The following is a 15,017-nucleotide window of genomic DNA, read 5'->3' as shown; positions in this document are numbered from 1 at the left end:
GTTCTGCCGGCGTTCCAGTATCACCATAAATTCTTCTTTGCTTATCGGCGTCATATATTGTTATGTTTGCCGGCAAAGATCAAAAATTATGATGAATACTAAAACGGGGAATTTATCGGGTGCTTACGATAAAACAGCCATAGTAAGAGAAGAAACGTATAGGGCGATCGTTGGTTTTGCTACCGAAAAAGAAGATTTCGAGATATTGATATCTCATTTCGACAACATGAACAAGAATCTGCAACTGAAACTCATCGATGAAATAACGCTGAGGAATGAAAGGGATTTTGTTTCTCCTTTCTTGGAAGAACTTATTTTGAAATATCCCTCAGATATCAAAATCAGAGCAATGTCGAATTTAATCAAAATGGACATAAGCTTTGCGCTGAAATATATGAATCATGAAAATGAATCTATACGAAACGCATATAAACATTTAACCGACTTTTATCTGTAAGAAAATGGAACTGCCACTTGTCATCAAAATTTTGAACACCCTTATTTTCGTGTATGCTTGCACGCTGTTTATCTCATATATAGTCACAGCGCTGATGTCCACATCTGAATTAAAGAAATATCATACACGCAACAGATTACCCGATTTTATCAGAATATTGGGCTTTCCGAAACTGCCTTCGATATCAGTTGTCGCACCTGCTTATAATGAAGAAAGTACTATCATAGAAAATATCAATTGCCTCTTAAGTTTGAAATACCCTAATTTTGAGATCGTTATTGTTAATGATGGGAGTAAAGACCGAACGCTTCAGAAAATTATCTCCCATTTCAATTTGGTTAAAACCAATTCTGCATACGAACAAACGATAGAGACAAAAAAGATTAGAGGGGTTTACAAATCGCAAAACAATGCTTATAATCACCTGACAATTATTGACAAAGAAAATGGAGGGAAAGCCGATGCCTTAAATGCCGGATTAAATTTCGTAAGTAACGATTTGTTTCTGGCAGTTGACGTGGATACGATTTTGGAACCTGACGCTCTGTTGAGAATGGTTAAACCCTTTATCGAGGAAACGAAAGTTAAGGTGATTGCTTCTGGTGGCGTTATACGGGTAGCTAATTCATGTGAAGTAAGAAACGGACGCATCGTGAAAGTGAATTTTCCGAAAAACATCTGGGCAAAATACCAAACCATAGAATACTTTAGAGCCTTCACATTGGGGAGAATGGCGTGGAGTAGAATCAACGGACTGTTGATTATTTCGGGAGCTTTTGGGCTTTTCGATCGAAAAACTGCTCTGGATGCAGGCGGCTACGATACCAAAACAGTGGGGGAAGATTTGGAACTGGTTGTCAGGATGCGCCGCTATATGCACGAGGTAACGAAAGAAAAATATAAAATAGCTTTCATTCCGGATCCGCTTTGCTGGACCGAGGTCCCGGAATCGTTGAAGGTACTTTCGCGACAAAGAAACCGATGGACAAGAGGTGCCATCGAAACCATTCGCAAGCATCTGAAAATGACCTTCAATCCCAAATTCGGGAGAATAGGAATGATCAGCTTCCCATATTGGATTGCATTCGAATGGTTGGCGCCGTTAATTCAGGTTGTTGGAATTGCTTACGTCATCGTTCTGACGGGCTTGGGCCTTGTGGATTTTAAGGTATTTCTTATCATGACTCTTTTCGTATTATCTTTTGCTGTGATGTATGCGTTTTACGCAGTTCTCCTCGAATCGATTTATTACAATAAATACAAAAACCTGGGGTACTTGACAACGACACTCTTTCTGTCGATATTGGAAGTATTTGTATATCAACCCATGAATACTTTTTTTTCGCTACAGGGTAATATCGATTATTTTTTCAGAAAAAAGAACAGACATGCATGGGGCAATATGCAGCGAAAAGGGTTCGCATCGTCAAACACTCAAAACTGATTTTTTTAATTAATGACAAACAACATAAATAAATTCTTATGAATCAGAGTAGCACCAATCATGAAGACATTAATTATCTTCCTTTTATGTTTGGAATCGAAAAAATAGACTCAGATCATCGACTTCTGATTGGCATTTTTAATCGCATGTCCGAAAAGGCAGACCAAAAAGAGTCAAACGATTTCATGAAAATTATCGACGAATTGGAAAAATACAGCAACTATCATTTTGCCAATGAAGAAACGCTGATGAAAAAAGCCAATTTCGCCGAAATTGATGAACACGTCATCCAACATCAAATCTTCCGACAAAAAATTGATGCCTTCAAAACTTCTATTCAATTTGGGAGTTCGACACTCCAATCCGAAATTGTAGCTTTTCTTCGGAAATGGCTACTGAAACATATTATGGAATGCGACGCAAAATACGTGCCTTCAATAAAAAAATACCTAAATCAATAAGAAAAGACTAATCTACCTTAATGAGGTAAAATCTTCTTTCATAAATTTCGATTCAAAAAAACTTCACCCCGTATAGATTCGATATTTCGACTAAATTTCCTTCCGAAATATTGCCCGAACATGCAATCACGTTCTACTATCACCGACCTTTACAAGAACGAATTTTAATCGTTTTACGCGTATATTGAAAATTATCATGTATTTTTGCCTTTCACCTTTTTTTAAAATAAAACCATGCATCGAAAAAATATTTATTGGGCGGTAATATTACTTGTTGCCCTTGTATCGTGCAAAACGAAAACCGATCAAACTGCAATGAATAGAGAAAGATTTATTTCAGAAAAGCAAGCCGACAGAGTGGTTGCTCAACTTAAAGATTCGTTGGGACAAAGCTATGCCTTCCGAATTGAACGGGGCGTGCATCAGGTAGCCGATTTGTGGCGCGAGAGCGACGGATCGGAAGATGACTTCTCAACCTTCTGCAAAACCAATTTTGTTGCCGATACGTCCAAGTTGAATACATTGTTTACCAAGTTGGAGCGCAATTTTGAGATCCTCAGCGGATATTTCAACAACATAGATCTGAAACTGAAAGAACCGCTGCACCTTGCCGGTCCCGACATCGAACCCGTGGACATGATGTTTGGTGGATATGACGTTACGGCACATCTTGCCGATGATTTTTTTGCCAACAAAATTGCTTTTCTCACTACGCTCAACTTCCCTTTTTATTCACTCGAAGAAAAAACAAAACTCGGGCCTTCTTGGACGCGCAAAGAATGGGCTTTTGCACGCATGGGCGACCGATTCATTTCCCGCGTTCCTGCCGACGTGCAGCAACATGTTTCGCAAACCATCACGGCTGCCGATGCTTATATTTCGGATTACAATATCTATATGGGGAAATTACTGAACCAAAATGGTAAAACTCTTTTTCCGGAAGATATGAAGTTGATTTCGCATTGGGGGCTTCGCGACGAGTTGAAATCGGACTATGCCGATTCAGTGAATGGGTTGGAAAAGCAGCGCATGATTTATCGCGTGATGCAGCGCATAATCGACCAAACCATTCCCCAACAGGTGATCAACAACGGAAAATATACCTGGAATCCCGAAACAAACCAAGTGTATGAAAACAATCGAGAAGTAACCGCTACGGCCGAGCCTGATAAGCGCTATGAGGTTTTGCTCGAGAACTTTAAGGCAATGAAGCAGCTCGACCCCTATTCGCCACATTATCCTACGCTGCTGCTTCGTGCCTTCGACGGTTCAATGGAAATCCCGCAAAGCGATGTGGAAACTCTTTTCAAAACGCTTTTGTCATCTCCCCAAGTGAAACAAGTGGCTGCATTTATCAAGGCACGATTGGGGCGCGATCTCGAACCCTTCGATCTTTGGTACAATGGTTTTGAATCGCGTGGTGGGATTCCAGAAGAACAATTGTCGGCGATAACTTCGAAAAAATATCCCAACGCGGCAGCGGTTGAAGCCGACTTGCCCAATATTCTGATAAAACTTGGATGGAAACCCGAAAAAGCTCGTCAAATTGCTTCGCTCGTAACCGTTGATGCATCTCGCGGTGCAGGCCATGCCTGGGGTTCGGCCATGCGTGGCGATAAGGCGCATTTGCGTACCCGCATCGGTGAAAACGGCATGGATTACAAGGGCTACAACATCGCGGTGCACGAATTTGGACACAACACCGAACAAACAATCACGATGAACGATGTGGATTACTACATGCTCAATGGCGTTCCCAATACCGCGTTTACCGAAGCCATCGCCTTTCTGTTTCAGAAACGCGATTTGGAATTGCTCGGGTTGAAAAATCCGAATCCGGATGACAATTATTATTTGGCGCTCGACAATTTTTGGTCGGCTTACGAAATCATGGGCGTTTCGCTGGTGGATATTCGGGTTTGGGAATGGCTTTATGCGCATTCCGATGCTACTCCCGCACAGTTGAAAAATGCCGTCATCGATATTGCCAAACAGGTTTGGAATTCCTATTATGCCGGCATTTTGGGCGGAAAAGACGAAACGCTGCTCGCCATCTATTCGCACATGATCGATTATCCGCTCTATTTGCCCAATTATCCGATGGGACATTTGATTGCTTTTCAGATCGAACAACAAATTCGCGGCAAAAATTTTGCAGACGAAGTTACGCGAATGCTCATGCAGGGACGCATCATCCCTCAATTGTGGATGCAACATGCCGTAGGCGACAAAATTTCGGTGAATGCGCTGTTGAAAGCTACCGATGAAGCATTGATCGCTTTGCAAAAATAGAATGACCGGGTAGATCATGGGACGAATGTTTGTGTGATGCAGAAAATTCGCTCCCTTTTGCAGGAATAAACATTTTATTGCTAACTTTGCAACGATTTTAGGCTAGTGTATAAAAAAGAAGTTAACGGCTGATGTTCGTTGAATTCGTAATTTGGAAAGCTGCCGGAGTGGTCGATCGGGCTTGACTCGAAATCAAGTGTACGGGTAACCGTACCGGGGGTTCGAATCCCTCGCTTTCCGCAATTTGCATTGTAAATCAATGAATCGAAACGTATATACACGGATTTATACACACTTTTAAAGAGGAACTACTTTTGCAGCTCCTTTTTTTTATTTTATTTTTTGAGATAGGATGAATTCGGTTTATAAATGCAACTTCAAACGTTATTTCTCTTCTATTCTATATCTCCCTGCAATGTGTGGATTAAGAAAACACCGGTTTTTTTTATCCTTTTCCCCACAGTTTTCGCATCAACTCGCGCATTTTGGCTTCTGACGGATTGGATTGTGCCTCCCAAAATTGATGATTCTTAAGCTGCGACGGAAGATAGTCCTGCTTAACGAAATTGTTTTCGTAATCGTGCGCATATTTATAATCTTTGCCATAATCCAGCTCCTTCATCAACGAAGTAGGTGCATTGCGCAAATGCAACGGCACAGGAAGATTTCCGCTGCGTTGCACCTCACTCATGGCTGCATCGATAGCCAGTATCGAGGAATTGCTCTTGGGTGAAGTTGCCAGATAGATAGCCGTCTCGGCTAAAACGATTCGTCCTTCGGGCCACCCAATTTTCTGTAAGGTATCGAAACAGGCATTGGCTAGAAGTAGTGCATTGGGATTAGCCAATCCGATATCTTCGGCCGCAAGAATCACCAATCGTCGAGCAATAAAAGCCGGATCCTCGCCTCCGGCAACCATGCGTGCCAACCAATAAACGGCTGCATCCGGATCGCTCCCGCGAATGGATTTGATAAATGCCGAAATGATATCATAGTGCATTTCTCCACCTTTATCGTAAGCAGCAGGATTTTCCTGCAACCGCTCAGTCACTTTTTGGTCGGTGATAACGATTTCGGCAGATGTTTCGGCCGAAACCACCAATTCGAGAATATTCAGCAATTTCCGGGCATCTCCTCCCGAAAAACGAAACAAAGCATCGGTTTCAGCGACACGAATATTCATTTCTTTGAGAATGACATCTTCGGTGATTGCTTTATGGAGAAGTTCTTCCAAATCCTTCTTCTCCATCGGTTTAAGCACATAAACCTGACAGCGGGACAAAAGCGGACGGATGACTTCGAAAGATGGATTTTCGGTAGTAGCACCAATCAATGTGATAGCTCCTGTCTCAACGGCATGAAGCAACGAATCTTGTTGCGACTTACTGAAACGATGAATTTCGTCGATGAACAAAATAGGACTTGTCGCTTCGAAAAAACGACTGTTTCGAGCCTTATCGATGACTTCACGCACATCCTTCACTCCCGAATTGATGGCACTCAACTTATAAAAAGGAGCTTTGACAGCGTTAGCAATGATGTTGGCCAAGGTAGTTTTACCCACGCCGGGAGGTCCCCAAAAAATAATCGACGGCACCCTACCCGACTCGATCATTTTACGCAAAACTGCACCCTTACCTACCAAATGTTTTTGGCCGATAAAATCGTCAAGTGATTGTGGACGAAGTCTTTCAGCAAGCGGTGCACTCATATTGTTATTTCGTTACTATCCATGCAAAGATAACGATTTTCGGATAAAAGTGGTTCAAACGAAAAATATCCGTTCGTCCCCGAAAGCACAAACGGATATTATAAGCAGTTATTCGCAAATTTCAAATCAAAATTTGTCGGCAATAACGCATACAAGTTCGCACTTCCTTAACTGAGGTCGACCAGGGCACAACGGGATATTCCAGCTCGATATCGCAATAGATCGGCCACTTATTGTCACGCACCAAATGCAAAATTTCTTCGAGCGGAGTTTCACCCTGTCCCCACACCTGATTTTCGTTTTTCTTCCATTCATTTGTAGCAGACGTTTTATCTTTCAAATGAATGCTGACAATTCGATTGTGATACTTTCTGATGAAATCAACAGGATTTAAGCCGGTAGAGCCAAAATAATGGCCGGCGTCGAAATTCAACATATTAGCCGGCGAATAGGCAAGGTATTTATCCACGTCAAAACCCGGTTGAGCAAACTGAAAATGGTTGTGCAGAATGGCATACATTCCGTTTTTGGCTGCAACCGGACCCATCAAACGTGCATTTTCGTCGTTCAGTTCATCGCTAATGCCGACTGCACCCAGAGCCTTTGCCACTTTGAACGAATAATCGAGATCTTCCTCAGACTTTCCGGCAGTCCATTTATAAATATGAATGCCGATACCCGCATCGTTAAACTTTTTGCGAAGTTGCTTGTATTTTTCAACTGTGCCTTGTGTTTTTCGCCATTGTTTCAATTCGGATTGATAATCCGCAATGGCTTTTTTCTCTTCCTCTGTCAAAGGATTTTGAGCATTGGGAAATCTTCGAACAGGATTTTTGGGAGCGCCCAAATATTCTTCAACTCCGGTTCCCATAAGTTCTATTGAGCTAATGCCGGCATCGATACAGGCTTTAAGCGTTGCTTCAAGACCACCACTCAAGTCTCGAAAGCTGTAAGTGATGGCTCCGATCTGCACACCTGCAAATTTGGAGTTGGGCAAAACCTTTGGAGTTGCTTTTGTGATATTCGAAACATTGTTATTCGCGGCAAATAACGATGGATGAACAGACAATAAGGAACCGGCAGTGAGTAAAGCCGAAGTCCCCAGAAAATTTCTTCTCGACAAAATCTTTTCGTTTTTCATAAGCCTATTATTTAAAAATCATTGAGAAACAAGATAAACAATCGTCTGATTCACTTTCGTTTTTTGAAAAATCTCGAAATCAGATAAACGATCAATCGGATAATCGCAATCAACACATAAAGCGCAAGCGCGATGATAATGACATATCCGATCTGGGTTATTATTTCGGCCCAAGAGGTTTTGTAGATTATAATCGCAGCAATATTAAGCAAAAAAGAAAAAGCAAAACATATAAGTAAAATGCGCAATTCCTTTTTCTGGCGTCGAACCGTTATGACAATGTCTTTCATATACTCAGAATTTTAAATGGGGAATTTTGTATTCGTCAGGGAAATCGACTTTTCGCTGCTCTTTCATCGCCTGATTGCCCAACAGACACAACATAGTAGAGCTATAGCATTCTTCGACAATGTCTTTAGCCTTTTCGCCCGTAATTACCGATTGGCAAAAAGCAGAAATCAAATTGTCAGAGCCATCGTTTTCGGCGCCTACCATGGAACCGCCACTCGTGGTATGAACCATTCCCTCAATTACATAATGGGGCTTTTGCTTCGATGCCGTTTCGGGCACCCAACTGGGTCCGGCTATCGGCACAGTACTGAAGACACGCTTTTCGACGTTATTGATGAGTTGCAGAATGCCGGGTGCCGGCGCAACATCTTCGAAAAAATATTGACCTTTTTCGAGTTCCATAGTACCTTTGTGCCCCAACACCTGCTCACCCAAGCCATTGAATTTATTCGAGATAAGCGATTCGTATGTTGTTTTCACACCATTTCGATAATGATAAGTCAGGCTGATGCTGTCGTAAACCTCGCGGCCATCTTTCCAAAAAACAATATCACCCATTCCTACTACCGATTCGGGGATACGCTTCATCGCCCAATTAGAAACTTCCAACTGGTGGGTTGCCAATTCGGTTGTCAATCCACCCGAAGATTCCCAATAAAGACGCCAGTTGATTTTCCGTTCCAATTCGGGAGAAGGCACCGGCCTTCGCCAGTCGTTGTTGCGAAACCAGTGACAACGAATGCCTACGATGTCGCCAATCAGCCCGGAATGAATCATGCTCAATCCTTTTATATATTTTTCGTCGAACAGACGCTGCATTCCGAAATACAATACTCGATCAGTATGAAGATAGGCCTCGTAAATAGCCTTGCATTCATCCATCGTAAGCGCCATCGATTTTTCGCAAAAAGTATGCTTTCCGGCTGCCAACGAATCGAGCACCATCGGTGCATGCCAATTGAGTGGAGTACATATAATAACGCCATCTATATCTTTCGATTCCAGCATCTTCCGATAATCGGTATATGTTTTGGCTTTGGGACACAAATCAGATGCAGCTTTAAGATTTGGAGGATAATTGTCGCACAAGGCGACGATTTCGGCGTGCGGTATCCGCAAAAGGTTCAGGATATGATACTGTCCACGCGAACCGGTTCCCAAAATAGCCACTCTGGCCTTTTCGTTTTTTATTTCCGACAATTTGTCGGTCGTAAAAGATTGCAACCAAGGCACAGTGATCAGCAATGCCGTGCCACCGGCTATATATCCCAAGTTTTTGATAAACTGTCGAAGTTCGAGATCTACTTGTTTTGTATTTTTATCGGTACTCATAATTTATTAAAGAATATATTCTCTGAAAAGCACATGGTCGAAATGCGCCAGGATTTTTCCCTGTTCCTCAGGATTGGCAATCATCAAAGCGGTGCTCAATACTTCGGCGTCGAACGAATTTTGTGTTACGACGCTAACTATTTTTTCGTCTTCAATAAATTGATGTGTTCCGGGATTGACGATATGCTTCAGATGAGTCGGCATATTGCCCGATGTAGAAAGCGCCTCGTCGCGCAATTCGATTTCGTCCACAATTTCTCCCGGGCGAAAAGGATTTTCGATACTTATTTTCCAACAATCGCCAAAGGGGTGATGCCCCAACGCCAACACCGAACTGTTACCAAAATCGATTAAGGCATCTTTTATCTCCGCTTCAACTAACAGTTGCTTCACTTTTTCGAGGGCATATCCTTTGGCACAGGCTCCAAAATCAATCGAAACATTTTTTGCAGAAAACGAAATTGTTTGATGTTCCACATCGAGATGGACGGCATTGAAATCGGACAAAGTAACATCGAATAAGCCCAGCGAAAGATTGTGGTAACGCTTGCAACTTATCAAAACAGACATCAATTCGTCGCTTGCAATCACACTTTCGGTTGCCGCTCGTAAATTTACGGAATAAATTTCACTTTCGATGTCAAACCGATTGAACATTTTGTCCAGTCGCGATAATTCGGCAACTACTCTTTGCCAAACCAGTTCACACAACGCTTTGTCCGTTTCGATGAAAACGGCGTCCAAACGAGTGCCCATAATATTGAGCAACGAACCGTGAAAAAGAGAGGAAGCATCGTAATAGTGCGAGTAGGCCGTATTCATCGAAAAAAGATAAAGAACCGCTCGCAGCACACGACACGGTCCTTCCATTGAGTTATGTCGATATCGTGATTATAAATTACAACTCTTTGATTTTGATATTCTGAAACCAAACTTCGTCACCATGATCCTGCAACAGAATATATCCCTGTTCGTAGTTCCCAAAATTCGGCCAATCTTTGTATTTGCTATAGGCAACCAGAGCGTTCCACATCTGATTGTTGCGTTCGTATTCGATAATTTTGACGCCGTTTAGCCAATGTTCCACATGATTACCTTTCACCACGATCATAGCAGTATTGAAGAAACCGGGCAAAAAAGGTTTGTCCTTCGGAGCAGGAATCAGGTCGTAGAGCGAACCTAATGTTCTGTTGCCATTAACCCCAAGTTTGGCATCGGGATGTCGCAAATCATCGAGAATCTGATATTCACATCCGATAGCCGATCCTGTGCCTTTATTCAACGTAGGATCAACGAAGTATTTGATGCCACTGTTGGCTCCCTCGGTTATCTTGAAATCGACTTTCAGAATGAAATTCTTATAAAGTCGTGTTGTGATAATATCGCCTCCGTTAGCCGATTCGCCCCCATTTCCTTTCAAAACTTTCAAGATGCCATTTTCGATAACCCAACCTTTTTGAGGGAATCCATCCAATTTGGCACCACGCCATCCTTCGGTAGTCTTTCCATCCCAAAGCAAACGCCAGCCGTCTTGTTTTTCTCTTTCGGAAATAGTGTTAGCTATTCGATTGATTTGCTGAATGCTATTGTTTTCAGGAGTTTTAAACTGATCGAGATTTTCGGTCATGATACGAATATTGCGCCACGAAACGGTTTTGCCTGCCAACGATTGATTATTGCCAATGCTATGAACCTGCAATGCAATGAATCCCGATTTTGTCATATCGTCCAACAAATCGGCACATGCGATGCCGTTAACCCACGTGCGGATTGAATTGCCGATAGCTTCGATGCGTGCCGAATTCCATTCATTGCTTTTAAATGCTTTTTTCGCATCAGGATTGTAAGTGAGTGGATAGAGCCATCCACGCCGCGCTTCGTCGTAAACACCTCCCGTCCAGGCACGCTCCGAAGGGTCGATTTCGAACTGATAGCCATGAACTCGACCATTGTTGTATTCTTTCAGACTGTTGCTGCGAAACTGCACGCCCGAATTGAGTCCGTCATCCACTTTGAAATCGAATTCGAGGATGAAGTTGTCATACATTTTGTTGGTAGCCAAAAAAGTATTCGGAGTACCCGGTTTGGATATGCCGACAATTGTTTTGTCTTTAACTTGATATTCGGCTGTGCCATTGAGCTTTGTCCAGCCCTTCAGATTTTTGCCATTGAACAGATCCTGCCATTTGGCTTCCTGTGCCGATAGCGAAAATACGGCAACCATAGCCAATACGAATAAAATGCTTTTCTTCATTGTTTAATAGTTTGAAACAGATATTTTTATATTTACAATTTGTAGAATTCTTCCCATCCTTTGCGAGGCGGTATTCCGGTGAGGAAGGCGTCGGCAAAGGCATCGTTGGTAACATGTTTGGTTTTGCGGTCGAAAACTATTTCCCGATTGAGTCGCTGAGCCATCACCCCGAGCGTGAATACCTGGCTCAAAGGACCCGAAATCTCGAATGGCGAACGCGTTTTTTCTTTTCCCTGACAAGCCAAAAGGAAATTGGCAAAATGGTTGGACGGACTTGGTGGCACTTCAGGCAGTTTTTTCGCCATCTCTTTTGCTTTTTCTTCCGGAATAATCGAAAGAGTGCTTCCATGAGAACCACCCTTGAAAGTCAGCTCCTTGCTGTAAATCTCTTTCCCGGGATTTAGTTTTGCAGGTTGAATTTTTCCTCCGCCCACCGAAGGAATATTTGGATCGAGTTCTGATACGCCATATTCTTCGGGAACGGGTGGAATATTGTTGATTCCGTCGTACCATGTAACAGTAACCGGCGGCATCTTTCCACGAGCAGGAAATTTAAATTCGAGCGTGGTTGACATGGGAAAGAAATAATCGTTATGTCCTTCGAGTTTTATAGGATTAACCTCTTCCGGTAGGCCCAAATCGAGAAATTCGTGAGCCGTATCGAGGATGTGAGCTCCCCAATCACCCAGTGCACCCATCCCAAAATCGTACCAACAACGCCACTGACCATAGTGGTAGTCCTTGTTATAGTCATGATAGAATTGTGCCGAAAGCCAGGTATTCCAATCCAGTGTTTCGGGAATAGGTTCAGCAGCCGGATATTTGTAGATGTTCGGATCCCAGCCATGCCAACGACGCGAGTTGTTCATATGTGCAGTGATCGCCGTCACATCTTTGATAATTCCTGCTTCTTTCCAGGCTTTGAACTGAAAATAGTTGGCATCGGAATGTCCCTGATTTCCCATTTGGGTAACCAAATTAGGATGTTTTTTTGCCATTTCGATCAAGAGCTCCGATTCGTGAAAAGTTCGCGTAAGCGGTTTTTCGACGTACACATGTTTCCCGAGAGAAAGAGCCAGCATACAAATGGGGAAATGCGAAAAGTCGGGGGTTGCTATCGCAACAGCTTCGATCTCGTTTCCCATTTTGTCGAACATTTCTCTGAAATCCTTAAACCGTTTTGCATTGGGAAATTTTGCCAGAGCATTTTTAGTATGTTCTGCACCCAAATCCACATCGCACAAAGCTATTACGTTGGCCAAACCCGTTTTATCGAAATCATTGATGATTTCCCATCCACGATTTCCAACGCCGATATGCGCCAAATTTACTTTTTTGTTAGCTCCAACAACTCGGCTGTAGCTTGCTGCGCTCATTTTTGTGGTAACTCCGCCCAAAGCAAGTCCCGCCGAAGCAAGGGCCGCATTTTTGATAAAATCTCTTCGAGTAGTCATAAAAATAATATGGTATTTTGTGAAATAATTTATTCGTTTTTGAGATGTGTAAAGATAAATAAAATAGGATTTTTGTCGCGGGAATTAAGGTATTTTACCATTATTCATATCTCGTTTATAAATGGAATTCAGGTAGTAACCAATCTCTTCGATTCAACTACCTGAATTCTTTTTGTTAACGCCTATTTAGGGCCCAATACCGTACCATCTTTTGGTACAATCAAAGGTTCAACATTTTTTTCAGCTCCAGGATAACCAATATTTTGATTAATTACACCCTTAATATTTGTATTAATAGCATTTGCAGGCACCGGCCAAAGAACATGATGAACACTCATTTTATATTCAGCCCATTTATGTTTCACTCCTTTGTTGTAAAAGTTTGACTGCTTCATTATCCAATCGTAATAAAAGTTTATCCCTTCCTGCTTTACGTTTGAACTAGTACCCCCGGGTCCGGAAAAATTATCAAGTTTGTATATTCTACCGCCAAAAACTTCACAAGGTTTTCCAAACTTAGCATAAGTATAGGCAATTCGAGTCAATTCAGATTTTCGGTTTTCTTCATAGTAAAGTTCTCGGGCTCTTTCATCCAAAATAGCTCCTATATTGATATCGGAAGCTGCTAAAGGGTCAGCCCCTGCACGACTTCTTACAACATTAAGCATTATTGCAGCTTGGTCTGGTTGATCTTTCCAATAATAACATTCGGCCATCATAAGATAAACTTCAGCAGATCTGTAGATATACCAAGGCGTTTCACCACCTGCCCATTGTGTTTGAAGGGGATCCGGAACAAATAATTTGTAATGAGGCCATGAAAACCAGCATCGAATAGTATCTTCAACCGACATGGATGGGGATTTCACAAAGTTTTTGCCATACCATGGATTGTTGGATGTTTTTAAAGAAGGATTATTGTATCTTAAATCTTCAGGACTTTTCCAACTGTCGCGATTGTAAATTCCGCGAAGATCGTTTCTTTCCTTATTCGTCCATATTTTGTTGGTGTAATACCAAGTCGGACGTAATCGACCTATCCCACGTCCATAGTTTTTGTTCAAATCAAGTGAGAAATCGGTTTCATCAGCTGCGATAGTAACGCTTGTACCTGTTTTTCCATCGGGGGTTTTAATGGCACCACTATTCCAAAAAGGGACACCATTTCTCATCGTTTGAATTCTATCAGATCCATCAACTTGAGGATAAGAAACTACATACATTAATCCTTCTGTATTTGTCATGTCTAATTTTGCTTCAACACTGTGCAAATCATGCATTAAATTTGTATGCGCCTTGGTTTTATTTACTGTAAATCGTTGTGTCATCAAAGGATGTAAAGCGACTATTTCTTTTCCGACTTCAATGGCTCGATCAAACTTGCCTAAAGCCATACATACTTTCATTAATAAGACCCCACAAGCCGATTTAGAAGTTCTTCCTCTGTCAACTTTTTCAGGAACCCATTGATATGCAAACTCGAGTTCAGGCAGCATTTTTTCCAAGATTGACCATCTGTCATACGTATAAAAATCGTATTTGGGTTCTGTGATCTCCCAATCTAAATAAGGAACATTCCCAAATTGATGAGTTAGTTTGTAATATCGATATGCTCTTTGAAAATAAGCTGCGCCCAATACAGCATTTCTTTCGGCCTCATCTTTGTATTGTGCTTGGTCTATACGTGCAATGATGACATTCGCATACTTGATACCCTTATATCCTTCATACCAATACCAGCCTACGCGAGTGTAATCGGTGCTGTTAAGATTTGCATCGGGTAGTAAAGATACATCCAAATCCATCTGTGGCCCGGCTTTGTCTGTTGTCCCTTCGACAGCCATGTCCGAAAGTATGAACTCTGTTAATATTGGAGCTCCATCGCCAAAATATTCATGTCTCATATTTCTTTCGCAGGTGGTCAATCCGGCATAAAATCCGGCAGCATCAACATACGTATTTTCGGGAGTATAAAAAGAAAGAGGTTTTGGATCGAGCCAGCTTTCACTGCAGCCGGATAGCATAATGAAGGGGCAAACTGGCAACATTATTAACTAAAGTTTCGCACTTCGCTTTAATCTAAAGAATTCCTCGAGGCTTGCCTCGGGGTCAATCCCATAGAAACCAAAGGTTTCTAAAGATAAAGCGTTATCTTAGTTTGTATGGAAGACGAACATATT

General features: G+C 42.1%; 12 protein-coding genes and 1 tRNA gene. 5 read left to right on the top strand and 8 right to left on the bottom strand.

The features are described 5' to 3' along the window. The first annotated feature begins 88 nt into the window (after positions 1-88). From EJN84_RS11895 to EJN84_RS11875, 5 genes are all read left to right on the top strand, one after another. Positions 89-457, top strand: coding sequence for a hypothetical protein (locus EJN84_RS11895; RefSeq protein ID WP_129595632.1), 369 nt, complete (start codon positions 89-91; stop codon positions 455-457). Between the two features lie 4 nt (positions 458-461). Next, positions 462-1,901, top strand: a complete 1,440-nt coding sequence (locus EJN84_RS11890; RefSeq protein ID WP_129595631.1) for a glycosyltransferase family 2 protein — start codon at positions 462-464, stop codon at positions 1,899-1,901. A gap of 38 nt (positions 1,902-1,939) precedes the next feature. Then, a complete protein-coding gene (locus EJN84_RS11885) occupies positions 1,940-2,362 on the top strand; it encodes a bacteriohemerythrin (RefSeq protein WP_129595630.1) in 423 nt (140 codons plus the stop codon). A gap of 315 nt (positions 2,363-2,677) precedes the next feature. Next, positions 2,678-4,654 (top strand): hypothetical protein, encoded by a 1,977-nt coding sequence (locus tag EJN84_RS11880; protein WP_238944018.1) that lies wholly within the window; start codon positions 2,678-2,680, stop codon positions 4,652-4,654. Positions 4,655-4,807: 153 nt separating this feature from the next. Then, a tRNA-Ser gene (locus tag EJN84_RS11875) sits at positions 4,808-4,894 on the top strand. A 205-nt stretch (positions 4,895-5,099) separates the two neighbouring features. Here EJN84_RS11875 and EJN84_RS11870 read toward each other — a convergent pair. The 8 genes from EJN84_RS11870 to EJN84_RS11835 all read right to left on the bottom strand — a co-directional run bounded on the left by EJN84_RS11870 (position 5,100) and on the right by EJN84_RS11835 (position 14,885). Next, positions 5,100-6,365 carry a replication-associated recombination protein A gene (locus EJN84_RS11870; RefSeq protein WP_129595629.1) on the bottom strand — a complete coding sequence of 422 codons (1,266 nt, stop codon included), beginning with the start codon at positions 6,363-6,365 and terminating at the stop codon, positions 5,100-5,102. 121 nt (positions 6,366-6,486) lie between these two features. After that, a complete protein-coding gene (locus EJN84_RS11865; RefSeq protein ID WP_129595628.1) occupies positions 6,487-7,506 on the bottom strand; it encodes a sugar phosphate isomerase/epimerase family protein in 1,020 nt (339 codons plus the stop codon). Between the two features lie 50 nt (positions 7,507-7,556). After that, a complete protein-coding gene (locus EJN84_RS11860) occupies positions 7,557-7,796 on the bottom strand; it encodes a hypothetical protein (RefSeq protein ID WP_129595627.1) in 240 nt (79 codons plus the stop codon). Positions 7,797-7,800: 4 nt separating this feature from the next. Continuing rightward, positions 7,801-9,129, bottom strand: coding sequence for a Gfo/Idh/MocA family protein (locus EJN84_RS11855; protein ID WP_129595626.1), 1,329 nt, complete (start codon positions 9,127-9,129; stop codon positions 7,801-7,803). A gap of 6 nt (positions 9,130-9,135) precedes the next feature. Then, positions 9,136-9,999 carry an FAD:protein FMN transferase gene (locus EJN84_RS11850; RefSeq protein ID WP_129595625.1) on the bottom strand — a complete coding sequence of 288 codons (864 nt, stop codon included), beginning with the start codon at positions 9,997-9,999 and terminating at the stop codon, positions 9,136-9,138. 28 nt (positions 10,000-10,027) lie between these two features. Further along, positions 10,028-11,383, bottom strand: coding sequence for a 3-keto-disaccharide hydrolase (locus EJN84_RS11845; protein ID WP_129595624.1), 1,356 nt, complete (start codon positions 11,381-11,383; stop codon positions 10,028-10,030). 32 nt (positions 11,384-11,415) lie between these two features. Beyond that, on the bottom strand, positions 11,416-12,837 hold the full coding sequence (locus EJN84_RS11840; protein WP_129595623.1) for a Gfo/Idh/MocA family oxidoreductase: 1,422 nt from the start codon (positions 12,835-12,837) through the stop codon (positions 11,416-11,418). Positions 12,838-13,019: 182 nt separating this feature from the next. Next, the gene (locus EJN84_RS11835; RefSeq protein ID WP_129595622.1) at positions 13,020-14,885 is read right to left on the bottom strand and encodes a RagB/SusD family nutrient uptake outer membrane protein; all 1,866 of its coding nucleotides are present in this window, start codon (positions 14,883-14,885) and stop codon (positions 13,020-13,022) included. Positions 14,886-15,017 lie beyond the last annotated feature (132 nt).

The sequence above is a fragment of the Seramator thermalis genome, assembly GCF_004138125.1.
Taxonomy (GTDB): Bacteria; Bacteroidota; Bacteroidia; order Bacteroidales; family Dysgonomonadaceae; genus Seramator; species Seramator thermalis.
The sequence above is the reverse complement of the archived record's forward strand: the minus strand, read 5'-3'. Positions and strand labels throughout refer to the sequence as shown.

Coding starts and splice junctions, on each gene's coding strand:
- EJN84_RS11870 (WP_129595629.1), bottom strand. CDS start 6,365: ATGAGTGCACCGCTTGCTGAAAGACTTCGTCCACAATCACTTGACGAT.
- EJN84_RS11850 (WP_129595625.1), bottom strand. CDS start 9,999: ATGGAAGGACCGTGTCGTGTGCTGCGAGCGGTTCTTTATCTTTTTTCG.
- EJN84_RS11840 (WP_129595623.1), bottom strand. CDS start 12,837: ATGACTACTCGAAGAGATTTTATCAAAAATGCGGCCCTTGCTTCGGCG.
- EJN84_RS11860 (WP_129595627.1), bottom strand. CDS start 7,796: ATGAAAGACATTGTCATAACGGTTCGACGCCAGAAAAAGGAATTGCGC.
- EJN84_RS11855 (WP_129595626.1), bottom strand. CDS start 9,129: ATGAGTACCGATAAAAATACAAAACAAGTAGATCTCGAACTTCGACAG.
- EJN84_RS11835 (WP_129595622.1), bottom strand. CDS start 14,885: ATGTTGCCAGTTTGCCCCTTCATTATGCTATCCGGCTGCAGTGAAAGC.
- EJN84_RS11865 (WP_129595628.1), bottom strand. CDS start 7,506: ATGAAAAACGAAAAGATTTTGTCGAGAAGAAATTTTCTGGGGACTTCG.
- EJN84_RS11895 (WP_129595632.1), top strand. CDS start 89: ATGATGAATACTAAAACGGGGAATTTATCGGGTGCTTACGATAAAACA.
- EJN84_RS11885 (WP_129595630.1), top strand. CDS start 1,940: ATGAATCAGAGTAGCACCAATCATGAAGACATTAATTATCTTCCTTTT.
- EJN84_RS11890 (WP_129595631.1), top strand. CDS start 462: ATGGAACTGCCACTTGTCATCAAAATTTTGAACACCCTTATTTTCGTG.
- EJN84_RS11880 (WP_238944018.1), top strand. CDS start 2,678: ATGAATAGAGAAAGATTTATTTCAGAAAAGCAAGCCGACAGAGTGGTT.
- EJN84_RS11845 (WP_129595624.1), bottom strand. CDS start 11,383: ATGAAGAAAAGCATTTTATTCGTATTGGCTATGGTTGCCGTATTTTCG.